Annotated in this window: 23 protein-coding genes and 1 tRNA gene; 14 read left to right on the top strand and 10 right to left on the bottom strand. The window is 68.6% G+C overall.

Going from position 1 to position 22,782, the window contains the following annotated elements; genetic code table 11:
* Window positions 1–47 precede the first annotated feature (47 nt).
* Together pyk and MME74_RS09200 are read left to right on the top strand one after the other, a co-directional pair.
* Complete coding sequence (pyk, locus tag MME74_RS09205; RefSeq protein ID WP_267414503.1) at window positions 48–1,496, top strand: pyruvate kinase; 1,449 nt, start codon at window positions 48–50, stop codon at window positions 1,494–1,496.
* Window positions 1,497–1,605: 109 nt separating this feature from the next.
* Window positions 1,606–2,262, top strand: coding sequence for an esterase/lipase family protein (locus tag MME74_RS09200; RefSeq protein WP_267414502.1), 657 nt, complete (start codon window positions 1,606–1,608; stop codon window positions 2,260–2,262).
* A 116-nt stretch (window positions 2,263–2,378) separates the two neighbouring features.
* Here MME74_RS09200 and MME74_RS09195 read toward each other — a convergent pair.
* Window positions 2,379–2,461 (bottom strand) — tRNA-Leu (locus tag MME74_RS09195).
* Between the two features lie 101 nt (window positions 2,462–2,562).
* On the opposite strand from MME74_RS09195, the gene MME74_RS09190 reads away from it, so the two are divergent.
* Window positions 2,563–3,183: an ANTAR domain-containing response regulator gene (locus MME74_RS09190; protein ID WP_017202127.1), complete on the top strand. Its 621-nt coding sequence runs from the start codon at window positions 2,563–2,565 to the stop codon at window positions 3,181–3,183.
* Between the two features lie 4 nt (window positions 3,184–3,187).
* Window positions 3,188–3,751, top strand: coding sequence for a GNAT family N-acetyltransferase (locus tag MME74_RS09185; protein WP_267414494.1), 564 nt, complete (start codon window positions 3,188–3,190; stop codon window positions 3,749–3,751).
* Here the strand turns inward: MME74_RS09185 and MME74_RS09180 are convergent.
* Entirely contained in the window at window positions 3,726–4,154 is a 429-nt protein-coding gene (locus MME74_RS09180) for a hotdog fold thioesterase (protein WP_267414492.1), read from the bottom strand. The genes MME74_RS09185 and MME74_RS09180 overlap by 26 nt on opposite strands.
* 45 nt (window positions 4,155–4,199) lie before the next feature.
* Here MME74_RS09180 and polA point away from each other — a divergent pair, with 45 nt between their 5' ends.
* From polA to MME74_RS09145, 7 genes are read left to right on the top strand one after another with little or no spacing between them, the layout of a single operon-like run.
* Window positions 4,200–6,833, top strand: coding sequence for a DNA polymerase I (polA, locus tag MME74_RS09175; protein WP_267414490.1), 2,634 nt, complete (start codon window positions 4,200–4,202; stop codon window positions 6,831–6,833).
* 41 nt (window positions 6,834–6,874) lie between these two features.
* Window positions 6,875–8,551, top strand: a complete 1,677-nt coding sequence (locus MME74_RS09170) for a DUF885 domain-containing protein (protein ID WP_267414488.1) — start codon at window positions 6,875–6,877, stop codon at window positions 8,549–8,551.
* Between the two features lie 54 nt (window positions 8,552–8,605).
* Window positions 8,606–9,640, top strand: a complete 1,035-nt coding sequence (locus MME74_RS09165) for an LLM class flavin-dependent oxidoreductase (protein ID WP_267414486.1) — start codon at window positions 8,606–8,608, stop codon at window positions 9,638–9,640.
* A 47-nt stretch (window positions 9,641–9,687) separates the two neighbouring features.
* On the top strand, window positions 9,688–11,040 hold the full coding sequence (locus tag MME74_RS09160) for an MFS transporter (protein WP_267414484.1): 1,353 nt from the start codon (window positions 9,688–9,690) through the stop codon (window positions 11,038–11,040).
* Window positions 11,041–11,075: 35 nt separating this feature from the next.
* The gene (locus MME74_RS09155; RefSeq protein WP_267414482.1) at window positions 11,076–11,831 is read left to right on the top strand and encodes an SGNH/GDSL hydrolase family protein; all 756 of its coding nucleotides are present in this window, start codon (window positions 11,076–11,078) and stop codon (window positions 11,829–11,831) included.
* 31 nt (window positions 11,832–11,862) lie between these two features.
* Window positions 11,863–12,609 (top strand): formylglycine-generating enzyme family protein, encoded by a 747-nt coding sequence (locus tag MME74_RS09150; RefSeq protein WP_267414480.1) that lies wholly within the window; start codon window positions 11,863–11,865, stop codon window positions 12,607–12,609.
* Between the two features lie 56 nt (window positions 12,610–12,665).
* Window positions 12,666–13,478 (top strand): arginase family protein, encoded by an 813-nt coding sequence (locus tag MME74_RS09145; protein WP_267414478.1) that lies wholly within the window; start codon window positions 12,666–12,668, stop codon window positions 13,476–13,478.
* A 4-nt stretch (window positions 13,479–13,482) separates the two neighbouring features.
* Here MME74_RS09145 and MME74_RS09140 read toward each other — a convergent pair whose 3' ends face one another.
* Together MME74_RS09140 and MME74_RS09135 are read right to left on the bottom strand one after the other, a co-directional pair.
* Window positions 13,483–13,905, bottom strand: a complete 423-nt coding sequence (locus MME74_RS09140; RefSeq protein ID WP_267414476.1) for a GNAT family N-acetyltransferase — start codon at window positions 13,903–13,905, stop codon at window positions 13,483–13,485.
* An 18-nt stretch (window positions 13,906–13,923) separates the two neighbouring features.
* Window positions 13,924–15,249, bottom strand: a complete 1,326-nt coding sequence (locus MME74_RS09135; protein WP_267414474.1) for an MFS transporter — start codon at window positions 15,247–15,249, stop codon at window positions 13,924–13,926.
* A 74-nt stretch (window positions 15,250–15,323) separates the two neighbouring features.
* Between MME74_RS09135 and MME74_RS09130 the strand changes: the two genes are divergently transcribed.
* Entirely contained in the window at window positions 15,324–15,692 is a 369-nt protein-coding gene (locus MME74_RS09130; protein WP_267414472.1) for a VOC family protein, read from the top strand.
* 19 nt (window positions 15,693–15,711) lie between these two features.
* Here the strand turns inward: MME74_RS09130 and MME74_RS09125 are convergent, their stop codons facing one another.
* From MME74_RS09125 to MME74_RS09105, 5 genes are all read right to left on the bottom strand, one after another.
* Window positions 15,712–16,155 (bottom strand): hypothetical protein, encoded by a 444-nt coding sequence (locus MME74_RS09125; protein ID WP_267414470.1) that lies wholly within the window; start codon window positions 16,153–16,155, stop codon window positions 15,712–15,714.
* A 38-nt stretch (window positions 16,156–16,193) separates the two neighbouring features.
* Window positions 16,194–16,724 (bottom strand): RNA polymerase sigma factor, encoded by a 531-nt coding sequence (locus tag MME74_RS09120; RefSeq protein ID WP_267414468.1) that lies wholly within the window; start codon window positions 16,722–16,724, stop codon window positions 16,194–16,196.
* Complete coding sequence (locus tag MME74_RS09115; RefSeq protein WP_267414466.1) at window positions 16,721–17,308, bottom strand: hypothetical protein; 588 nt, start codon at window positions 17,306–17,308, stop codon at window positions 16,721–16,723. Before MME74_RS09115 ends, MME74_RS09120 begins: the two co-directional genes overlap by 4 nt.
* A 145-nt stretch (window positions 17,309–17,453) precedes the next feature.
* Window positions 17,454–17,969, bottom strand: a complete 516-nt coding sequence (locus MME74_RS09110; protein ID WP_267414464.1) for a hypothetical protein — start codon at window positions 17,967–17,969, stop codon at window positions 17,454–17,456.
* 35 nt (window positions 17,970–18,004) lie between these two features.
* Window positions 18,005–18,673, bottom strand: a complete 669-nt coding sequence (locus MME74_RS09105) for an AAA family ATPase (protein WP_267414462.1) — start codon at window positions 18,671–18,673, stop codon at window positions 18,005–18,007.
* Window positions 18,674–18,708: 35 nt separating this feature from the next.
* Here MME74_RS09105 and MME74_RS09100 point away from each other — a divergent pair, with 35 nt between their 5' ends.
* On the top strand, window positions 18,709–19,434 hold the full coding sequence (locus tag MME74_RS09100) for a tyrosine-protein phosphatase (RefSeq protein ID WP_267414460.1): 726 nt from the start codon (window positions 18,709–18,711) through the stop codon (window positions 19,432–19,434).
* A 78-nt stretch (window positions 19,435–19,512) separates the two neighbouring features.
* Window positions 19,513–20,358, top strand: coding sequence for a class I SAM-dependent methyltransferase (locus tag MME74_RS09095; protein ID WP_267414458.1), 846 nt, complete (start codon window positions 19,513–19,515; stop codon window positions 20,356–20,358).
* 48 nt (window positions 20,359–20,406) lie between these two features.
* On the opposite strand, the gene MME74_RS09090 is transcribed toward MME74_RS09095, so the two are convergent.
* Window positions 20,407–22,764, bottom strand: a complete 2,358-nt coding sequence (locus tag MME74_RS09090) for an excinuclease ABC subunit UvrA (protein WP_267414456.1) — start codon at window positions 22,762–22,764, stop codon at window positions 20,407–20,409.
* Window positions 22,765–22,782: the final 18 nt, after the last annotated feature.

Here is a 22,782-nt window from a genome sequence, read left to right as displayed (position 1 = left end):
GCACCGTCGCCTGATTTACATCCCCCATTTCTACCCTGGAGTATCTGTTGAGACGCGCGAAAATCGTCGCCACCTTGGGCCCCGCAACTTCCACGTATGAGACGGTGCGCGCACTGATCGATGCGGGGGTGGACGTTGCGCGACTGAACCTCAGCCACGGTGACTACTCCGTGCACGAGAACAACTACGCCAACGTGCGTCGCGCGGCGGAGGACGCCGGCCGTCCCGTCGCGATCCTCGTGGACCTGCAGGGTCCGAAGATCCGTCTCGGCAAGTTCGAGGACGGCCCGTACGAGCTCGCGAAGGGCGACATCTTCAAGATCACCACCGAAGACATCATCGGCAACAAGGAGATCTGCGGAACGACCTTCAAGGGACTGCCGCAGGACGTCCGGCCCGGTGACTTCCTCCTGATCGACGACGGCAAGGTCCGCGTCGAGGTCGTGGAGACCGACGGCGTCACCGTCACGACGAAGGTCATCGTCGCCGGTGCCGTGTCCAACAACAAGGGCATCAACCTCCCGGGCGTCGCGGTGAACGTGCCCGCCCTGAGCGAGAAGGACGAGGATGACCTGCGCTGGGGTCTGCGCATCGGCGCCGACCTGATCGCGCTGTCGTTCGTCCGCAACGCGGCCGACGTCACCCGCGTGCACGAGATCATGGCCGAGGAGGGCGTGAAGGTCCCCGTCATCGCCAAGGTCGAGAAGCCGCAGGCCGTCGAGGCGCTCGAGGAGATCGTCGACGCGTTCGACGCGATCATGGTCGCCCGTGGCGACCTGGGCGTTGAGCTGCCGCTCGAGGCCGTGCCGATCGTGCAGAAGCGCGCGGTCGAGCTCGCTCGTCGCAACGCGAAGCCCGTCATCGTGGCGACCCAGATGCTCGAGTCGATGATCAACAGCCCGGTGCCGACGCGCGCCGAGACCTCGGATGTCGCGAACGCCGTCCTCGACGGTGCAGACGCCGTCATGCTGTCCGGCGAGACGTCCGTCGGCGACTACCCGGTCGTCGTGGTCGAGACGATGGCCCGCATCATCGAGTCGACCGAGGAGCACGGCCTGGAGCGCATCGCGCCGCTCACGAGCAAGCCCCGCACCCAGGGTGGTGCGATCACCCTCGCCGCCCTCGAGGTCGCCGAGTTCGTCGACGCGAAGTTCCTCTGCGTGTTCACGCAGTCGGGCGACTCCGCTCGCCGTCTCTCGCGTCTGCGGTCGCGCATCCCGATGATCGCGTTCACGCCGGAGCCCGGCATCCGCCGTCGCATGGCGCTCACGTGGGGCATCCGCTCGACGCTCGTCGACATGGTGCAGCACACCGACCTGATGTATCACCAGGTCGACGAGTATCTGCTCGGAAACGGCCTCGCCGCCGAAGGCGACAAGGTCGTCGTGATCTCCGGTTCCCCTCCCGGAATCATCGGATCGACGAACGACCTTCGCGTGCACAAGGTCGGCGATGCGATCCGCGGCGCGGCACCGATCTACAAGGCCGGCGTCTGACGTACAGCATCCAGAGGGGGTGGGGCTTCGGCTCCGCCCCCTCTGTCGTGCGCGTCGGGTAGCTTTCAGTCATGGATCTGCATCGTCGTCGGGGGAGCACGTCATCGGCGTGCTGAGGAAGGCGGGCTGGTGGATCGCCGACTACGTCTACGCGGGCTCCTGGCAGCTTCGTGCCCTCTTCGATCGCACCGACCCCGCCTCCCTCGCGTCCGGTGACGGTCCGCACATCGTGGTCCTCCCCGGGGTGTACGAGACGTGGAAGTTCATGCAGCCGCTCGTCACGGCTCTCCACGAACGCGGACACCCCGTCCACGTCGTCGACGCCCTCGCACGCAATCAGCGCCCGGTGGCGGACATGGCCGTGGCGGTGGCCGATTTCCTGGAGCAGCGCGGCTTGACCGACGTGATCCTGGTCGCGCACAGCAAGGGCGGGCTCGCCGGGAAGCTCGTCATGACCGGGGCTGCGGGGGAGAGGGTCCGCTCCATGCTGGCGATCGCGACGCCGTTCGGGGGCTCACGCTACGCGCGGCTCATGTTGTCCCGCACCCTCCGCGAGTTCTCGCCGGAGGCCCCGTCCATCGTGGGTCTCGCGCGACAGCTGACGATCAACGAGCGGATCGTGTCGATCTACGCGGCGTTCGACCCGCACATCCCCGAGGGGAGCGAACTGGCCGGCGCCAAGAACGTGCGCCTCGACACCGGTGGCCACTTCCGGATCCTCGCGCATCCCCGGGTGCTGGCGGAGCTCGCCGTTCTCGCCGAGTAGCGGTGACGGGGTCAGCCGCCGACGCCTGCCTGAGCGTCCTCCGCCTGCGTGGGCTTCCTCCGGCCGCCGCGCTGCTGCCGTTCACGGGACCGGGGACGACAGACGTCGATGGAGGGTGCCGGCGGTGGGACTCGAACCCACACGCCCTTTCGGACAAAGCATTTTGAGTGCTCCGCGTCTGCCATTCCGCCACGCCGGCTCGTGTGTCGCGTCTACGACTGTAGCGCAGGGGGCGGACGGGATTCGTCCGCGCCGACCGCCTACGGCCTGCTGACAGGGGCACTCCACTAGGATGGTTCTGTGACCGAGCACGAAGAACAGGCTGAGCAGCCCACGTCATCCGCACCCCGACGCGTCGTCGTCGCCGAAGACGAATCGCTGATCCGTCTCGACATCGTCGAGATCCTCCGCGACAACGGCTTCGATGTCGTCGGCGAGGCCGGTGATGGAGAGACCGCCGTCGCACTCGCGACCGAGCTGCGACCCGACCTGGTCATCATGGACGTCAAGATGCCGCAGCTCGACGGCATCAGCGCGGCCGAGAAGCTGCACAAGGGCAACATCGCACCCGTCGTCCTCCTCACGGCGTTCAGCCAGAAGGAGCTCGTGGAGCGCGCCAGCGAGGCCGGCGCTCTCGCCTACGTCGTGAAGCCGTTCACCCCGAACGATCTCCTCCCCGCGATCGAGATCGCCCTGGCCCGTCACGAGCAGATCATCACGCTCGAGGCCGAGGTCGCCGACATGGTCGAGCGCTTCGAGACCCGCAAGCTCGTCGACCGGGCCAAGGGCCTGCTCAACGAGAAGATGGGCCTGAGCGAGCCCGAGGCGTTCCGCTGGATCCAGAAGGCGTCCATGGACCGCCGTCTGACGATGCAGGACGTCGCCAAGGCGATCATCGAGCAGCTCGCTCCCAAGAAGTAGAGCGGTGTTCCGACTCGACTCGGAGCACATCCTGCGGCCGGTCCGCCTCGGCGACGGGGCCGCCCTCGCACGCGCCTACTCGGAGAACCGGGAGCATCTCGCGCCCTGGGAGCCGACGCGCGATGAGAGCTTCTTCACGGAGGCATCCCAGGAGCAGCACGCGCAGCAGTGCGTGGATGACGCCGCTGCCGGACGGAGCGTCCGATTCGTGATCGAGTCCGACGACGGCGAGATCCGCGGGCGGATGAACATCAACAACATCGTCCGCGGGGCGTTCTGGAGCGCCGATCTCGGCTACTGGGTCGGAGCGTCCCGGCTGCGACGGGGACTCGCGAGCCGCGCCGTCGCACGCACCGCGGAGTACGCACAGGATGAGCTGCGGCTCCACCGGATGCAGGCGGCCACACTTCTTCACAACGTCGGATCCCAGCGGGTGCTGCACGGCAACGGCTTCGAGCGCATCGGGCTCGCGCCGAAGTATCTACGCATCGCGGGGGAGTGGCAGGACCACCTGCTGTTCCAGCTGCTGCTGGAGCAACCGCTCAGCTCGCGGCGGGAAGGTCCTTGATCATGTTCGTGATCCGGATCGTCGAGCACCGTCGGCCCTGATCGTCGGTCACCACGATCTCGTGGACGGTGATGCTGCGCCCGAGGTGCACGGGCGTGCAGACTCCGGTGACCACTCCGGAGGTCGCTGAACGCGTGTGGGTGGCGTTGATGTCGACGCCCACCGCGAGTCGGCCTGCTCCGGCGTGCAGATTGGCGGCCATCGACCCCAGCGATTCGCCGAGCACCACGTATGCGCCGCCGTGCATGAGGCCGACGGGCTGCGTGTTCCCCTCGACCGGCATGGTCGCGACGCAGCGATCGACGCTGAACTCCACGAACTCCATGCCCATCTTCTCGGCCAGCGCGCCCATCCCGCGGGCCGTGGCCCAGTCGAGTCCCTCGCTCGTCGCGACGTCGCTCATGCATCCTCCTCAGCGGGTGTCTGTCGTCCTCGTTAGGCTGACAGGGTGACGGACTCCGCAAAGCCTACCCTCATGGTCGTCGACGGCCACTCGCTCGCCTATCGTGCCTTCTTCGCCCTCCCGGTGGAGAACTTCACGACCAAGGACAACCAGCACACGAACGGCATCTACGGCTTCCTGTCGATGCTGGTCAACCTCATCAAGGCCGAGCAGCCGACGCACCTGGCCATCGCCTTCGACACCTCGCGTCACTCGTTCCGCACCGACGAGTACCCGGAGTACAAGGCCACCAGGTCGGAGTCGCCGCAGGAGTTCAAGGGGCAGATCCCGCTCCTGCAGGACTGCCTCGCCGCGATGTCCATCCCCGTCCTGACCAAGGAGGGCATCGAGGCCGACGACATCCTCGCGACCCTCGCGTCGCAGGGTGCCGAGCAGGGCTTCGACGTCCTCGTCGTCTCGGGCGACCGCGACACCATCCAGCTCGTCAACGACGACGTGACGCTGCTGTATCCGTCGGTCCAGGGCGTCTCTCAGCTCAAGCGATACGACCCGACGACCGTGCAGGAGCGCTACGGCGTCCGCCCGGAGCAGTACCCCGACATCGCGGCGCTCGTCGGAGAGACCAGCGACAACCTGCCCGGCGTGCCGAAGGTCGGCGAGAAGACCGCGGTCAAGTGGCTCACGCAGTTCGGCTCGCTCGACGACCTGATCGCCCGCGCCGACGAGATCAAGGGCGTGGTCGGCGGCAACCTGCGCGACCACATCGATGACGTCCGTCGTAACCGAAAGCTCAACCGTCTCCTGACCGATGTGGAGCTTCCGGTCGGACCGGCCGATCTCGCGGTGGCTCCCATCGATGCACAGGCCGTTCGCGACATCTTCGCGCGGCTCGAGTTCCGCACCCTCCTGCCTCGCGTGTTCGAGGCCGTCGGTGCCGGAGAGGTCGCGGACGACCCGGCCTCCGTGGTCGTGCTGCCGGTCCCGGGCGAGGTCTCTCCCGCCGAGCTCGCGACCTGGGCTGCGGCGCAGGCGGGGGATGTGGCACTCCGCCTGACGACGCAGGGCGGCGCTCCGGTGCGCATCGGCGCCGCCACCCTCACCGAGCTGCGCGAGGCGGACTGGACCGATGCCGCGGCCGACGAGCTCCGCGGCTGGCTCGAGTCCGATGGTGCGAAGGTCCTGCACGACGCGAAGCCCCAGGTGAAGGCGCTGGTGCGCCAGGGCATCCGCCTCGGTGGTCTCGCCTATGACACGAGTCTCGCCGGCTGGCTGCTGCGGCCGAGCTTCCCCGACAAGACGCTCTCCGATCTGGTCGAGCGCTACCTGGGGGAGAAGCTCCCCGAGGCCGACCCGTCCCAGCTCGTGCCCGAGACCGAGGGGGCGACCCCCTCGCAGGAGGCGTGGTTCTCCCTGCGCGTCGCCGATGCCCTTCGGGAGGACATCCCCGAATCCGTGGCGAAGGTCCTGGTCGACATCGAGCTGCCGACCCTGCTGACCCTCGCCGACATGGAGGTCGCGGGCGTCGCGGTCTCCCACGAGGTGCTGTCGACGTTCTCCGGCGAACTCGCGACGCGGGCTGAGGGCCTCGCGCAGGAGGCGTTCACGGTCGTGGGGCGCGAGTTCAACCTCGGTTCCCCGAAGCAGCTGCAGGAGGTCCTTTTCGAAGACCTGCAGCTCCCGAAGACGCGCAAGACCAAGACCGGGTACTCGACCGATGCCGCCGTCCTCGCCGACCTGCAGGAGTCGCACCCGCACCCGTTCCTGAGCCTGCTCCTCCAGCACCGCGAGGCCACCAAGCTCCGTCAGATCATCGAGTCGCTCGACACGGCGATCGGGGATGATCACCGCGTGCACACGACGTACGTGCAGACCGGAAGCCAGACCGGGCGGCTCTCCAGCACCGACCCCAACCTGCAGAACATCCCGGTGCGCACGGAGGAGTCCCGCCGCATCCGGAGCGCGTTCCAGGTGGGCGAGGGCTACGAGGCGCTCCTCACAGCGGACTACTCGCAGATCGAGATGCGCATCATGGCGCACCTGTCAGGCGACGAGGGCCTGATCGAGGCGTTCAACAGCGGGGAAGACCTGCACCGCTTCGTCGGTGCCCGTGTGTTCGGCGTCGAGCCGAGCGACGTGACGCCGGCGATGCGCACCAAGGTGAAGGCGATGTCCTACGGGCTGGTCTACGGCCTGTCGGCGTTCGGGCTCTCCAAGCAGCTGCGCATCGAGCAGTCCGAGGCCAAGCAGCTGATGGTCGAGTACTTCGCGCGCTTCGGCGCCGTGCGCGACTACCTGCGGGCATCGGTCATGAAGGCGAAGGAGGTCGGCTACACCGAGACGATCTTCGGCCGCCGTCGCCCGTTCCCCGACCTCGCCAGCCCCAACCGCGTGCTGCGCGAGAACGCGGAGCGCGCCGCGCTCAACGCGCCGATCCAGGGCAGCGCCGCCGACATCATGAAGATCGCCCTCCTGCACATCCACGATGATCTCCGCACCGAGGGACTCGCCTCGCGCGTCCTGCTGCAGATCCACGACGAACTCGTGGTCGAGGTCGCACCCGGGGAGTGGGATGCCACCGAGCGCATCGTCCGCACCCGGATGGGTGACGCGGCGACGCTGTCGGTGCCCCTCGACGTGCAGGTCGGTCGCGGTCGGGATTGGAACGAAGCCGCGCACTGAGGTCCCCGTGCGGAAGGGGGTCGGGGATTAGGCTGGAAGGCATGACTTCAGCTCCCCGCACCCCCACCGCCATCGACGCCGTCGCCGATGAATGGGTCGACACGATCGCGGTTCTGGCACCCACTCTCGGGACCTACATCGGCCGCGACGAGGTGAACGACCGCTTCGGCGACCTCAGCCCTGCAGGCCACGAGGAGATCGCCGCGGCGACCCGCGCCACGCTCGACCGGCTCTCGGCGCTGGAGCCCGTCGACGCGATCGACGAGGTGACCAAGACGGACCTCAGCGCGGAGCTGCGGCTGGACCTCGAGCTGCACGATGCGAAGTGGCACCTGCGTGACCTCAACGTCATCGCGTCCGCCGCGCAGGACGTCCGCTCCGCATTCGACCTGATGCCGACCGCGACCGTCGACGACTGGGATGTCGTCTCGACGCGACTCGCCGCCGTACCCGCGGCGCTCCGTGGATACGTCGAGACCCTCAGGACCGGTATCGCGGAGGGCGTCATGCCGGCGCGGCGCCAGGTGACCGAGGTGGCGATGCAGATCGATCGCTACACCGCCGACGACGGGTTCTTCGCCGCTTTCGTCGCGCACGCCGATCCGGACGAGGGCCAGCTCCCGGCGTCGCTCGCGCGCACTCTGGCGGACAACTCCGCGGCCGCCCGCGTCGCCTACGACGAGCTGCGTCGCTTCCTCGCCGAGGAGCTCGCCCCCGCTGCCGGCGAGGTCGATGCCGTCGGCCGGGAGCTGTATGCGCTGAACTCTCGTCGCTTCCTCGGCGCGACGATCGACCTGGACGAGACGTACGAGTGGGGCCGTGAGGAGCTCGAGCGCATGGTCGCCGAGCAGACGGCGATCGCGAACGAGATCCTTCCCGGCGCCTCCGTCGAGGAGGCCGTCGCGCACCTCGAGGCCGACCCCGCCCGGAAGCTCGTCGGCACCGACGCGCTGCAGAAGTGGATGCAGGAGACGAGCGACCGCGCGGTCGCCGAGCTCGGCGCCTCCCACTTCGACATCCCCGAGGCGATCCGCACGCTCGAGTGCATGATCGCGCCCACGCAGGAGGGCGGGATCTACTACACCGGACCGACCGACGACTTCTCGCGTCCCGGTCGCATGTGGTGGTCGGTGCCGGAGGGCGTCACGGAGTTCGACACCTGGCGCGAGCTCACCACCGTGTTCCACGAGGGCGTTCCGGGCCACCACCTCCAGATCGCCCAGGCCGTCTACAACCGCGCCGAGCTCAACTCCTGGCGCCGTCTCCTGGCCGGCACCTCGGGTCATGCCGAGGGCTGGGCGCTGTATGCGGAGCGTCTCATGGAGCAGCTCGGCTACCTCGACGACCCGGCCGACCGCCTGGGCATGCTCGACGGACAGCGGATGCGCGCGGCACGCGTGGTCCTCGACATCGGCGTGCACCTGGGCAAGCCGCGTCTCGACGGCTCCGGTGTCTGGGATGCGGAGTACGCCCTCGACTTCATGCGCCGCAACGTGAACATGTCCGATCAGTTCGTCCAGTTCGAGGTCAACCGCTACCTCGGGTGGCCCGGACAGGCGCCGTCCTACAAGGTCGGCCAGCGCATCTGGGAGCAGGTCCGCGACGGGGTGCGCGCCGCACAGGGCGACGACTTCTCCTTCAAGGACTTCCACAAGCGTGCGCTGGACATGGGAGGCGTGGGCCTCGACACGCTCCGCACCGCGCTGCTTCCGCGCTGACGGGAATGCGGCTCGGGTCGCGTGTGTTCATTCACCTGAATGGAAGGGGATGACATGGGCATCGAATTCGGGCTGGACACCTTCGGCGACATCACGAGGGACGCGGACGGAGAACTCCTCACCGGAGCGCAGACGATCCGCAACATCGTCGCGCAGGCGGAGCTCGCCGACACCGTCGGCGTGGACTTCTTCGGCGTGGGGGAGCACCACCGCACCGAGTTCGCGGTCTCCGCGCCGGAGATGGTGCTCGCCGCGATCGCCGCACGGACCGAGCACATCCGCCTCGGCACCGCGGTGACGGTGCTCTCATCGGATGACCCGGTCCGCGTGTTCGAACGCTTCTCGACCCTCGACGCTCTCTCCGACGGTCGCGCCGAGGTCGTGCTCGGCCGCGGGTCCTTCATCGAGTCCTTCCCGCTGTTCGGCTACGACCTGCGGGACTACGACGCGCTGTTCGAGCAGAAGCTCGAGCTCTTCGTGGAGCTCCTCAAGGAAGAGCCGGTCACGTGGTCGGGGACCATGCGCGCGTCGCTGGAGAACGCGAACGTCTTCCCCAAGACGGAGAAGGGCCTCCGCACGTGGGTCGGCGTCGGTGGCAGTCCCGAGTCCGTCGTGCGGGTCGCCCGCCACGGCCTCGGTCTCATGCTCGCGATCATCGGAGGTCCGGCAGGGCGGTTCAAGCCGTTCGTCGACCTGTACCACCGCTCCGTCGCCTCGTTCGGCACCACCTCCCACCCCATCTCGGTCCACTCGCCCGGACACATCGCCGAGACGGACGCGGAGGCGTGGGATGCCGCGTACTCCGGATTCGAGGCGATGAACAACACCATCGGCCGCGAGCGCGGCTGGCCCGCGTACAGCCGTGCTCGGTTCCAGAACGACGTCGGGCCGGAGGGTGCCATCTACTCGGGGTCGCCCGACCGGGTGGCCGCGAAGATCGCCGACACCGTCACGACGCTGGGGCTCGGCCGGTTCGATCTGAAGTACGCCACGGGCACCCTGTCGCACGAGTCGATGATGCGGAGCATCGAGCTCTACGGCACCGAGGTGATCCCGCGGGTGCGGAAGATCCTCGCAGCCCACGACTGACGACATCTCGCGCGGACCGTCCGGCGCTCGGCTCTACGATGAGGGACATGGCCAACACCGCCCTGCCGAGCCGCTCATCGCTGGCTGAGCGCCTGGACGTCCTGCCGTTCACGCGTCGACACCTTCGCCTGCTGACCGGGTCCGGACTCGGCTGGGCGCTGGATGCGATGGACGTCGGGCTGATCTCGTTCATCCTCGCCGCACTCACCCAGCAGTGGGACCTGAGCAAGAGCGACGCGGGCTGGGTCGCCTCCATCGGCTTCCTCGGCATGGCCATCGGCGCCACGCTCGGTGGTCTCCTTGCCGATCGCTTCGGTCGCCGCCAGGTGTTCGCCCTCACGCTGCTCATCTACGGCGTCGCGACCGGCGCGAGCGCGCTCGTCGGCGGCCTCGCCGCCCTGCTGGTGCTGCGGTTCCTCGTGGGTCTCGGACTCGGCGCCGAGCTCCCCGTCGCGTCGACCTACGTCAGCGAGTTCGCGCCTGCCCGCATCCGCGGTCGGCTGATCGTGGTGCTGGAGGCGTTCTGGGCGCTGGGTTGGACAGCGGCGGCCGTCATCGGGTTCCTCGTCATCCCGGCATCCGACGACGGCTGGCGCTGGGCGTTCGCGCTGGGAGCGATCCCCGCCGTGTACGCGCTCTTCGTGCGCTGGCGGATGCCGGAGTCGCCACGCTGGCTCGCGTCGCGGGGACGTATCGCGGAGGCCGACCGCATCGTCTCGGCGTTCGAAGCGGATGCCCGTGTCGTCACCGCCCCGGCCATCCGGAAGGAGCCCGCCTCCCGCGCGATCGCCGTCACGACGCGCGCGAGACTGGCGACGCTCTGGAACCGCGAGTTCCGGGTGCGCACCCTGTGCCTGTGGCTGGTCTGGCTGGGCGTGAACTTCGCGTACTACGGCGCATTCATCTGGATCCCGAGCATCCTGGTCGATGCGGGCTTCGACCTGGTGCGCTCCTTCGGCTTCACCCTGATCATCACCCTCGCCCAGCTGCCGGGCTACGCGGTGGCCGCTTGGCTGATCGAGGTGTGGGGGAGGCGCGTTACGCTCTCGGTCTTCCTCGTCGGGTCTGCCGTGTCCGCCGTCCTGTTCGGCACCTCCACGGCGGAGAGCGCGATCATCATCGCCGGCATGGCGCTGTCCTTCTTCAACCTCGGTGCCTGGGGCGCCCTCTACGCCGTGACGCCGGAGATCTATCCGACGTCGCTCCGTGGGACGGGCGCCGGCTGGGCGGCCGGGGTGGGGCGGATCGCGTCGATCGTGGCGCCCCTGTCGGTTCCGGCGCTGCTCGCGGCCGGGGGAGCACCGCTGCTGTTCGCGATCTTCGGCTGCTGCTTCCTCGGCGCGGCAGCCGCGGCATGGGGGCTCGTCGATCGCGGCGGCGCGGCGCTCGACGACCGTTGACGCCCGCTGTCGGCGTACCGCAATAGGCTGGTCCGATGGCAGATGTGCGCTTCGTGGCGATCGGCGACTCGTTCACCGAGGGAGTCGGCGACGTCCTTCCTGACGGGCGCGAGCGAGGGTGGGCCGACCTCGCCGCGCAGGGATGGGCCGATGCAGCCGGCCACCCGATCCAGTACGCGAATCTCGCGATCCGCGGCAAACTCGCCTGGCCGATCGTCGAGCAGCAGCTCGAACCCGCACTGGCGCTGCGTCCCACGCACCTCTCGTTCAACGGCGGCGGCAACGACATGCTGCGACCGCGGACCGACGTCGAGCACATCGCCGATGCGTTCAGCCGGGTGCTGCGCCGCTGCGACGAGGAGGGCGTGACCATGATCCTGCTGTCCGGCGCGAACCCCAGCTGTCAGCTCCCGATGGGGTCGCTCGTGCAGCGGCGCGGAGATCTGCTGTCGGATGCGGTGCTGCGACGGATCGAGGAGCGCCCCGACGTGATCCGCGCCCTGAACTGGCCTGATCGGGAGCTCTCGCGCGGCGCCTACTGGGCCGATGACCGTCTGCACATGAACGCGTCCGGTCATCATCGGGTGGCCGCACGGGTGCTGCACGCTCTCGGCTTCGAGCCGCCGGAGACGTGGTGGGCTCCGAGCGATCGGATGGGGGCAGGGCCGTCCGGCATCGCGTACTATCGCGAGTTCGTGGGCCCGTGGGTGCGCCGCCGCGTCACGCGCACCTCGTCCGGCGACGGACGCACCGCGAAGTACCCGACCTGGGTCGAGCGGGTTCCGTCGTGAATCGTCCTCGACCGACGCGACGAGCCACCGCGTGAGCGACATCGAGCTGGCGCGCATCTCCGCGGGGTCGCTGACGATGACGGATGCCCGCCGTGCCGAGCAGCGCCACGTCGCGCTCGAGCCCTTCGAGATCGGCGTGTATCCGGTCACGGAGGAGCAGCTCGCGGAGGTGCTGGGCGTCCCGGCGCGGCACCCCGACCGCCCGGCCGCCGACCTCAGCTGGCTGCGCGCCGTGCACTTCTGCAACGCGGCATCCGAGTGGGAGGGCCTCGATCGGGTCTACCTGTTCGATGGCGAGGACGTGAGCTGGGACACGACGGCGGACGGCTACCGGCTTCCCACCGAGGCCGAGTGGGAGTATGCGTGCCGGGCCGGTTCCACAGGCCCGCACTACGCCCCGCTGGCGGATGCCGCCTGGACGAGTGCGGACGGCGTCCGGTCACCGCAGAACGTCGGTGGCAAGCTGCCGAACCTGAACGGTCTGTTCGACACCCTCGGCAATGTCTGGGAGTGGTGCTGGGACCTGCTGGATCCGGCGCGCTACGACGGCTACCGCGTGTTCCGTGGCGGCGGTTTCGCCGATGACGCCTGGAGCGTCCGCGCTTCGGTCCGCCGCGGGGGAGCGCCACGCATGCACCATGATGACGTCGGGCTCCGGCTCGCGCGCGGCGCGTTCGACACACCGGATCGTGCGCAGGGCTGGTCGGCCACCGCCGACCGCGAGCGTGCGGCGCAGGACGGCCCGCTCCCTTCCGGGTGGACACCGCGCCGAGGCTGAGCGCTCTGCCGCTGCTCGCTTTGTCGGAACGGGGCGGCGGATGCCAGGCTGGTGTCATGACATCCGCGTACTCCCTCATCGTCTCTCAGGGGCGTGTCGCCGACCGCACCGACGGCGCTCTCATCGGTGCACGTCGCGTCGGTGCGGCGCTTTCGACGCTCCTGGCCGTCGAGTCCGTGGTCGTCGGCACTCCGTCGGCGGGCACGGTCGATGACTGGACGGTGGCGCTTCCCGAGGCTGCGGAGACCCTGACGGGGCTGCGCGACGTGCTGGGTGACGCCATCGGCCGAGGGACGACTCCGGTCCTGGTGACCAACACGTGCGCCGCGAGCCTCGGCACCCTGCCCACCGTCGCGGAGCGTCACCCCGATGCCGTCCTGCTGTGGATCGACGCACACGGAGACTTCAACACCCCGGAGACCACCGAGTCCGGGTACCTGGGCGGGATGGTCCTCGCGGCGGCATGCGGGCTCTGGGACAGCGGTCATGGTGCGGGCATCGATCCGCAGCAGGTGATCGTGGTCGGCGGACGCGACATCGATCCTGCGGAGGCGGATCTCCTGGAGGGCGCCGGTGTGAGCGTGCTCTCCCCGGCCGAGAGCACTCCTGAGCGGATCCGCGAGCTGGTCGCCGGGCGTCCGGTCTGGATCCATGTGGACTGGGATGTCCTCGAACCGGGCTACATCCCTGCCGCTTACCGCGTGGGCGGGGGGCTGCTGCCGCACGAGGTCGCGGCGATCTTCGCGGCGCTGCCGGTGGAGTCCGTCCGCGGAGTCGAGCTCGCCGAGTTCGAGGCCGGCGACGCGGAGGTCCCCGAGCACGTGAGTGTCGAGCTCATCGTGGAGACCGTCCAGCACCTGCTCCGCTGACGTCTCAGTCCGCGGTCAAGCTCTTGATCATGTAGCGGTTCGGATCCGCCGGCGGGGCGAAGCCGTACTGTGCGTACAGGCCGTGCGCGTCGGCCGTCGCGAGGACGATGCGACGCAGCGGCAGAGGCTCCAGGTCGGCGACGACACCGGCGACGAGCATCTTGCCGACACCCGATCCGCGCACGCGCTCATCGACGAAGACGTCGCAGAGCCACGCGAACGTCACGCCGTCGGTCACGACCCGTGCGTAGCCGACCTGCTCCCCGGCGGCATCCCAGACGCCGTAGTTGCGCGAGGCATCGATCGCCGCGTCCTGCGCCTCCCGTGGGCGTCCTTTCGCCCAGTAGGACTGCTCGCTGAGCCAGCGATGCACGCGGGCACGGTCGATTCTCGTCGAGTCGTGGGAGAAGGTGAAGTCGGAGGCCACGCCTCATCCTAGAAGGATTCAGCGGCGTCGCTCGGGATCGAGCCCCATGCGGATGCGGGTCCGCTTGCGTTCGATCAGGATGAACACGGTTCCGAGGATCCAGAGCGGAATCGGCATGAGGAAGGCGATCCGGAAGGCCTCGAGCGTGTAGGTCTCGGGAGTGCCGGCGCCCTGCAGGTCGAGGACGAGACCGATCAGGAAGATCGCGATGAGGGCGGCGATGAAGCCGCCGGCGTTGGTGACGCCGGTCGCCGTGCTCAGACGATGGGTGGGGTTGTGCGTCCGCGCATGGTCGAACGCGATCATCGAGGCCGGGCCTCCGGTGGCCAGGGCGACCGCCAGCACGTACAGGAGCCAGATGGGAGCGGTGTCGGGGAGCGCGATCACGGCAATCCACGCGGCCATCTGCACGCCGACGGCCGGGAGCACGAGTGCCAGCGACCGGTGGTTCGGGAGGCGTCGGGAGAGGTCGCCGATCACCGGTCCCAGAAGCATGCCGGCAACGACATATACGGAGATGATGCCGGCGGCATGCGCGGTGTCGAGGCCCTCTGCGGCGGTGAGGAAGGGCATTCCCCAGAGCAGGACGAAGGCCGTTCCCGCGAACGGCGTGGTGAAGTGCGACCAGAACGCCAGTCGGGTGCCGGGATGGGCCCAGGCGGCACGGATGCCGACCCCGGTGTCGATCGCGGAGGTGACGACGCGGACGACGCCCGTGTCGGTGTTCACCGTGACGTCGGCGCCGCTCTCGGCGGGATGGTTGCGGATGACGAGGGCCACGAGGATCGTGAAGAGGACACCGAGCCCGGCGATGCTCCCGAACGTGATGGTCCAGCTCGTCGCGTGCAGCAGCGCGGCGAGGGGCACGAGGGCGATGAGCTGGCCGGTCTGCCCGATGATGCCGGTGAACTGCACCATGAGGGGTCCGCGCTGGGCGGGGAACCAGGTTGCGACCAGGCGGAGGACGGCGGGGAAGATCGCCGCGTCGCCGGCACCGAGCAGAACGCGAGCGAAGATGGCGATCCCGATGCTGGGGGAGAGGGCCATGGTCAGCTGGCCCGCCGCCATGAGGAGCATGCCGATCGTCATGATCGGGCGCGAGCCGAAGCGGTCGAGGAGCACGCCGACCGGGATCTGCATGCCGCCGTAGACGGCGAGCTGCACGACGGCGAAGAGCGCGAGGGTCGACGCGTCGGCCTGGAACCTGTCGGCAGCCTCGACGCCGACCGCGCCGAGCGAGGTGCGGTTGGTGATCGCGAGCACATAGGCTGCGACGCCGACCGACCAGATCACCCAGGCTCGCCACCCCGGAGTCGACACGGGGGAGGGGGAGACCTGCGGCACGTCTCCACGCTACTCCTGTGACGGCGTCGCTCCGATCGGAGCGCCGTGTCGGATGCCGGCGCTAGCCTGACCGCATGACCACCTCACCTCTGCACCACTCGATCGACTACGTCGAGCTCGTCGTCACCGACCTCGATGTGGCCAAGCGCTTCTTCACCGCGGCGTTCGGCTGGAGCTTCAACGACTACGGCCCCGGCTACGCGGGCATCGCCTCCCCGCGTGGGGATGGCGGCGAGGTCGGCGGGCTCCTGCTGGCCGACGAGCCGCGACCGGTGGGCGGACCGCTCGTGCTGCTCTACTCCGACGACCTCGACGCCACGATGGATGCGATCGCGGCAGCGGGTGGCACCATCCTGCAGCAGCCGTACGAGTTCCCGGGCGGCCGGCGACTCCACTTCGCCGATCCGACGGGGAACGAACTCGGCGTCTGGTCCGCGCAGTAGTTCCGGCTCAGGGAGCGACTCAGGGCACGACGGCGCCTCGGTCGCCGACGCGGGTGACCTCCACCGTCTGCTCGTCGTCGAAGTCGGAGAAGATCAGCCGGGAAGTCTCCGGCACCGTGGAGCCGACCGACGCGGCTGTGAAGACGTGGGTGGTCGGGCCCATGTCCGCGGTGCACGGGCCCGCGGAAGGGGTCTCGAACGTGGCGATGAACTCGCCGTCCTTCTTCTCGACGGATGTCGCCATGGCGGGGCAGCTGGAGCTTCCCCACGTCACGACGTCGACGCCGCCGTCGTCGTAGGCGACCACGACGGGTCCCTCCGTGAACGGAGCGATCTCGACGCCCGCCGGCGTCCCCGGACGGCGCTCGTCGGCCACGCCGATGGACGGAACCATCGAGCAGGCGGCGAGGCCGACGAGGAGAGCGACCCCGCCGACGCTGATGAGTCCGCGCCTCACGTTCATGACGACAGCGTAGCGACCGCGCTGAAGGCCCGAGGGGTTCACCGTCCGTCGAGCGCGTAGGTGACGTCCCTGAGTTCCTCGCGCAGCCGCTCGCGCGCGCGGTGGTAGCGGCTCCGGACGGTGCCTTCCTTCATCCGCAGCACACGGGCGATCTCGACGAGCGGGAGACCATCCCAATGGCGGAGTGCGATGATGTCGCGATCCGTCTGGTCGAGCAGGCGGAGTGCCTCGTGCAGTTCCCCGAATGCCGTGGGATCCGCAAAACCCGAGGCCTGCTCCGTCGAGAGCTGGCTGCGGAGACGGTCCGCGAGCGCGTGGTGCCTCGCGGCGCCGCGACGATGGTGGAGCAGGACGTTCCTGGCGATGCCGAACATCCAGGGACGGATCTCGTCGTCGTCGTCAGGCAGCGCATTCGCGCGCTTCCAGAGGGCGAGCAGGGTCTCTGCGAGGAGATCCGCGGCGAGGTGGGCCGGATCGACACGTCGCACGAAGTAGGCGAGGAGTGCAGGGGAGTGCTCCGGAACGGCTCGCTCGATGCGCCGCCGCTTCTCGTCCGCCCGCCCGCTCACTGCTCGTCCACCCGGCAGCTCAGCCCCATGGCGCCGATGGCGACGGTGTCGCCGTCTTCGCCGAGTTCGAGCACATGGGGCAGGACCGCTCTGGTCATCTCGACGAGCGCGGGGTAGAGCTCGTTGCCCACCCGCTCCTCGCTGTCGGTATCGCCCGGGACGGCGGTGCCCTGCGCATAGAGCTGCTGGCCGAAACCGGTCCAGTCGCGCGCTTCGAGCGAGGCGTCGAGCGCCGCCAGATCGCCGTCCTCGGCGTTGCGCAGCTCGATGTATGCGCCGCAGTTCTCCGAGTGACCCTCATCCGTCGTGTATTCGACCGGAATCCGGATGGTGCGTTCATAACCGTCCGGCAGACTCACCCAGGGCCACACCGAGAGCTCCGCGGTGGTGATGCTCGCGGCGCCGGTGAGCGCCACTGCCCCCAGCACGATCACCGGAACGAACCACCGCGGCCGCGGCATCCGGCCCCGTCGCAGGCGCGCGGGCCTCGTCTCGCTCGCCAGCACGGTCGCCGCCTGCGTCACAGCGGCGGGCAGCGGTGCGATCGATGCCGCGAGCAGGTCGTCGAGCTCCGTATCCTTCATGTCCACTCCATTCGTCGTCTGCACCTACATTCCCGGCAGGGGGCGAAACGTTGCACGACGGGGGATCGATCTTTTCGCGGAGGCGAGGAGTGGGCGCGCGGGGGTGAACCGATGGAGAACACGTGACCGCACTGCACGCGTGCGATCAGTAGTTGAAGCAGCGATCGGAGTCCGGTGTGGTCTCCGGCTCGCCCTGATAGAGGATGAACCAGTTCTCTGCGGTCGCCAGGTCGACCTGAGCGTCGAGCAACGTGCAGGTGTACAAAACGCCGCCCTCGCTCCGGAAGTCAGCGAATATCCGGTGCATGTTGCACGGGGACTCGCGGTCCGACGTCAGCGTGATCTGGTTCTGCGACAAACCGTCGCCCTCCTCCCAGGTGCCCGAGAAGTCGATGGTCTCTCCTCCGCGCAACTCGGCCGCGGTGCGCGGTGGGTGCCCGCTGCAACCCACGTCCAGCGGCCACGCGGTCGCCTGGAACGTCCCATCGTCGGCGAGTTGGAGTGTCGCGGGGAGGTCGCTTCCCGCGCGCCATGTTCCGTACGCATCCTCCTCGGTGAGGTTGAAGTCGGAGTCCCCACAGGCCGCCAGGACCAGTGCGAGAGGGAGGCACGCAAGGAGGGCAGCGAATCGACGGTTCCGCGTGGATGGGAGGGTGACCACGAGCCCATCATGTCGCAGCGGAGAGCTTCGTGGCATCACCGGGGAGCTGAACGCTGAGGGCCGAGGTCGTCGAGGATCGACGAGACGAGTTCGTCGACCGACGTCTCCCGCCCGATCCTTCGTTCCTCATACCAGGGGAGTGGTTGCCACCCGTCGTACCAGTCGCGGAGTTGCGGCTCCCCGAAGGCCGTCGCGAGCGGACGACCGGCATGTCGACGAAGGGTCTCTTCGAGGCCGACGTCGAACTGATAGATGCGTGTGACCCCGCGATGATCACGATGCAGGTTCTCGAGGGGTGCGGAGTAGTCGCGCAGATTGAAGACGCCATCCAGGATCACGTCGTAGCCGAGGTCGAGAGCCTGGCGGGCGGCTGCGGTGATCAACGCGCTCGCATTCCTCGACAGCCGGCGGGAGTCGGTGTCATGAAGCAGCTCGCGACGTACATAGTCCTGATGGATCAGCGCGACCCGCGGACCGAGAAGCGGCCGTAGTGCGAGCGCCGTCGTCGTCTTGCCGGAACCGGAGTCGCCGCGAAGGATCACGAGACGCGTCTGCGCATCACCCACCGGAGTCATCGCACCATTGTCGCAGTGCTCGCAGGGGAGCGCCGTTCCGGTGGTGTGACGACGTGAACTGACATAATGTGCATTATCGGATATATCTCGAGAGGGGTCATGGCGCAGCGCCCCGGCGGAATGCAGCACGGAGACGAACCGTGGTCGGATGCGAGACTGTTGCGATGACAAGCACCCTCCGCATCGCCGGCCTGGCCAACGCGCGCGACCTCGGTGGCCTCGAGCGTGCCGACGGGACGGTGACGCCGTCAGGCGTCTTCGTCCGCGCAGAACGACTCGATCTCGTCGATGCATCCGGCTGGGACGAGCTGCAGGCTGCGGGTGTGCGCACCATCATCGATCTGCGTCGGCCCGATGAGCACAGTGGAGACGTGCCGTCATCGATCACCCGCACCCGCGTGGACCTCGACGGCGACGACGTCGAGTTCTGGGCGGCATACGAAGCCGATGGCCGGTGGGGTACTCCGCTCTACTATCTCGATCACCTCCGCGAGCTCCCCGAGCGGCTCGGAGACGTCCTGACGGCGATCGCCACTGCCGACGACGGCGCGATCCTCTTCCACTGCTCCGCCGGGTGGGATCGCACGGGTCTCGTGTCCGCGGTTCTCCTCCGGGCGCTCGACGTCACGACCGAGGCCGCAGTCGCGGACTACCTCGCCTCGTTCGGAAACGCCGGCGAGATGGAGATCCTGCACGGGCGATCCTTCGAGGTCGCCGAACGCCACGAGATCCTGAGGCGGTTCGGGCACACGCCGGACTCGGCGTTTCGGGACATGTACGAGCATCTGGACCTCGACGCGTGGTTCCGCGCGGCCGACGTGGACCGGAGTACGCGCGCGGTGATCGAGACCTGGCGTGGGGCGGCACCAGCGAACCGCGTCTCTCGGTGAGGTACTCCCCCCGAGCATCATTTTTTGGGATACCAAAGCATCGCTCGTCTCTCTGGAGCGCCTCGGTAGGCTCGAACCGTGAACGGAAGCAACGTCGACATCGACTGGGAGTCCGCCCGCCACGCGAACAAGGAAAACTGGGAGGATCGGGTTCCCGTCCACGCGGAGGCCTACGGGCTCGACGCCTTCGACGATCCCGAGCACCTGAGCGACGTCGTCCGTGACGATCTCGCCTCGCTGATGCCCTTCCTCCCGCCAGCTGGGCTGTCCGGGCTCGACCTGTGCCACCTGCAATGCCACATCGGCACCGACACGGTCTCTCTCGCCCGCGCCGGCGCGACGGTCACGGGCGTCGATTTCTCCCCGGCCGCGCTCCGCACCGCCCGGGAGTTCGCCGCCCGACTGGGAATCGAGGCGACCTGGGTCGAGACCGATGTCCTGGATGCGCGTGCCGCGGTCGCGGGCGACTTCGACGTCGTCTACACGAGCATCGGGACGGTCACCTGGCTCGATGACTTGGATCGGTGGGCTGCCCAGATCGTCGCGCTGCTTCGTCCCGGCGGTACGTTCTTCATCCGAGACGGCCATCCCGCCCTCTATGCGCTGGACGAAGAAGCCCCGGCGCTGACCACCCGCTATTCGTACTTCGCAACCGGACATGCGCAGCAGTGGGACGATGACTCTACCTATGCCGGCGACGGGCGCATCGCGCACGCCCGCACCTATGAGTGGCCGCACGCCCTGTCGGAGATTCTCGGCGCGCTCCTGCGGGCCGGCCTCCGGCTCGTGCACTTCGACGAAGGACGAACGCTGCCGTGGCGCTTCAGCGAGCGGATGGTCGAGGTTCCCGGCGGCTATGCCTGGCCGGTGCACGAACGTGACCTCCTGCCGTGCACGTACACGATCGTCGCCCGACGCGACTGAACCGAGTTGCCCGAGCCCGGCGCGCGTCGGGTACGCCCCTCCCCTGCCTCAGGCGCCCACGTACTCCGCGAGGTGCTCCCCCGTGAGTGTCGACTTCTGGGATACCAAATCACTCGGCGTTCCCTCGAAGACGACCTTGCCGCCGTCGTGACCGGCACCCGGACCGATGTCGATGATCCAGTCCGCGTGCGCCATGACCGCCTGGTGGTGTTCGATCACGATCACGGTCTTGCCGGCGTCGACGAGTCGATCCAGCAGACCGAGGATCTTGTCGACATCGGCGAGGTGAAGTCCCGTCGTGGGCTCGTCGAGCACGTACACGTCGCCCTTCTCCCCCATCTGGATCGCGAGCTTGATGCGCTGGCGCTCACCGCCCGACAGCGTGGACAGGGGCTGGCCGAGTGACAGGTAGCCGAGCCCGACGTCTTCCATCCGGCCGAGGATCGCCGCGGCGGCCGGGAGCTTGGCCTCGCCGTCGCTGAAGAAGACCCGCGCCTCGGACACCGGCAGGTCGAGCACCTCGGTGATGTCCTTGCCCGCGAGCTTGTACTCCAGCACGCTCGCCTGGAAGCGCTTGCCACCGCAGTCCTCGCACGGCGTCTCGATCGTGTCCATGAAGCCGAGTTCCGTGATGATCACGCCGGCGCCCTTGCACGACGGACATGCCCCCTCGGAGTTCGCGCTGAACAGGGCCGGCTTCACGCCGTTGGCCTTCGCGAACGCCTTGCGGATCGGCTCGAGAAGGCCGGTGTAGGTCGCCGGGTTGCTGCGCCGGGAGCCCTTGATGGCGGCCTGGTCGATCGCCACGACGCCCTCCCGCTTCGACACAGAGCCGTGGATGAGCGAGCTCTTGCCGGAGCCCGCCACGCCCGTCACCACGGTGAGCACGCCCGTCGGGATGTCGACGTCGACATCCTGCAGGTTGTTCGCGGTGGCGCCGCGGACCTCGATCGCTCCCGCCTTCGAGCGCACCGAGTCCTTCAGCTGTGCGCGGTCCTCGAGGTGATCGCCGGTCTTGGTGCCGCTGGCCTTGAGACCCTCGACCGTGCCCTCGAAGCAGATCTCCCCGCCGGCGCTGCCCGCCCCCGGCCCGAGGTCGATGACGTGGTCGCCGATCGCGATGGTCTCCGGCTTGTGCTCGACCACCAGGACGGTGTTGCCCTTGTCCCGCAGCTGCAGCAGCAGACCGTTCATGCGCTGGATGTCGTGCGGGTGCAATCCGATGGTCGGCTCGTCGAACACGTAGGTGATGTCCGTCAGAGAGGAGCCGAGGTGGCGCAGCATCTTGATGCGCTGCGCCTCTCCCCCGGACAGGGTTCCCGACGGCCGCTCCAGGCTCAGGTAGCCGAGACCGAGCGTGACGAATGCGTCGAGGTTCGCGCTGAGCGCCTGCAGCAGCGGACCGGCTTCCGGAAGATCGAGACCGCGCACCCACGCGGCAAGATCGGTCACCTGCATCCGGCAGGCGTCCGCGATGCTGACGCCCTCGATCTTCGACGAGCGTGCGCCCTCCGTGAGGCGCGTCCCGTCGCACTCCGGGCACACCGCGAACGTGGCGACGCGTTCGACGAAGGCGCGGATGTGCGGCTGCAGGGCGTCGAGGTCCTTCGAGAGCATCGACTTCGTGATCTTCGGGATCAGTCCCTCGTAGGTCATGTTGATGCCGGAGATCTTCACCTTCGTGACCTCGCCGTAGAGGAAGAGGTGCCGCTGCTTCTCGGTGAACTGCGAGATCGGCTTGTCCCCCGGGTAGAAGCCCGACTGTGAGAAGCCCTTCACCATCCACCCGTCGGCGGTGTACCCGGGCACCATGATGGCGCCCTCGTCGAGGGACTTCGACTCGTCGACGATCTGCGCGAGATCGAGGTCGGACACCGCTCCCCTCCCCTCGCACCGCGGGCACATCCCGCCGAGGTAGATCGCGTCCTTCACGATCTTCTTCTCGCCGCCCGGGCCGGTCATCACGCCGCTGGCCCTCTGCGTGGGGATGTTGAAGGAGAACGCCGTCGGACCGCCGATGTAGGGGTGACCGAGCTTGCTGAACAGGATCCGCAGCATCGCGTTCGCATCCGTGACGGTGCCGACGGTCGACCGCGGGTTCGCTCCCAGACGCTCCTGGTCGACGATGATCGCCGTGGTCAGCCCCTCGAGCACGTCGACGTCGGGGCGCGGGACCGAGGGCATGAACCCCTGCACGAACGCGCTGTACGTCTCGTCGATCATGCGCCGGGACTCCGCCGCGATCGTGTCGAAGACGAGCGAGCTCTTGCCCGAGCCGGAGACGCCGGTGAACACGGTCAGCCGTCGTTTGGGGATGTCGACGCTGACGTCCTTCAGATTGTTCTCGCGTGCGCCCTGCACACGGATCAGATCATGGGTGTCAGCGGGATGCTCGTCAGCAGTCATCGGTGTCTCTCGGTCGGT

The sequence above is a fragment of the Microbacterium oxydans genome, from assembly GCF_026559675.1.
In the GTDB taxonomy this organism is placed as follows: domain Bacteria; phylum Actinomycetota; class Actinomycetes; order Actinomycetales; family Microbacteriaceae; genus Microbacterium; species Microbacterium oxydans_D.
The sequence above is the reverse complement of the archived record's forward strand: the minus strand, read 5'-3'. Positions and strand labels throughout refer to the sequence as shown.

Excerpts from the sequence above, each read along its gene's own strand:
- MME74_RS09180 (WP_267414492.1), bottom strand. The coding sequence starts at position 4,154 with ATGAGCGACGTCGCGACGAGCGAGGGACTCGACTGGGCCACGGCCCGC.
- MME74_RS09170 (WP_267414488.1), top strand. The coding sequence starts at position 6,875 with ATGACTTCAGCTCCCCGCACCCCCACCGCCATCGACGCCGTCGCCGAT.
- MME74_RS09165 (WP_267414486.1), top strand. The coding sequence starts at position 8,606 with ATGGGCATCGAATTCGGGCTGGACACCTTCGGCGACATCACGAGGGAC.
- MME74_RS09160 (WP_267414484.1), top strand. The coding sequence starts at position 9,688 with ATGGCCAACACCGCCCTGCCGAGCCGCTCATCGCTGGCTGAGCGCCTG.
- MME74_RS09155 (WP_267414482.1), top strand. The coding sequence starts at position 11,076 with ATGGCAGATGTGCGCTTCGTGGCGATCGGCGACTCGTTCACCGAGGGA.
- MME74_RS09145 (WP_267414478.1), top strand. The coding sequence starts at position 12,666 with ATGACATCCGCGTACTCCCTCATCGTCTCTCAGGGGCGTGTCGCCGAC.
- MME74_RS09130 (WP_267414472.1), top strand. The coding sequence starts at position 15,324 with ATGACCACCTCACCTCTGCACCACTCGATCGACTACGTCGAGCTCGTC.
- MME74_RS09125 (WP_267414470.1), bottom strand. The coding sequence starts at position 16,155 with ATGAACGTGAGGCGCGGACTCATCAGCGTCGGCGGGGTCGCTCTCCTC.
- MME74_RS09115 (WP_267414466.1), bottom strand. The coding sequence starts at position 17,308 with ATGAAGGATACGGAGCTCGACGACCTGCTCGCGGCATCGATCGCACCG.
- MME74_RS09100 (WP_267414460.1), top strand. The coding sequence starts at position 18,709 with ATGACAAGCACCCTCCGCATCGCCGGCCTGGCCAACGCGCGCGACCTC.
- MME74_RS09090 (WP_267414456.1), bottom strand. The coding sequence starts at position 22,764 with ATGACTGCTGACGAGCATCCCGCTGACACCCATGATCTGATCCGTGTG.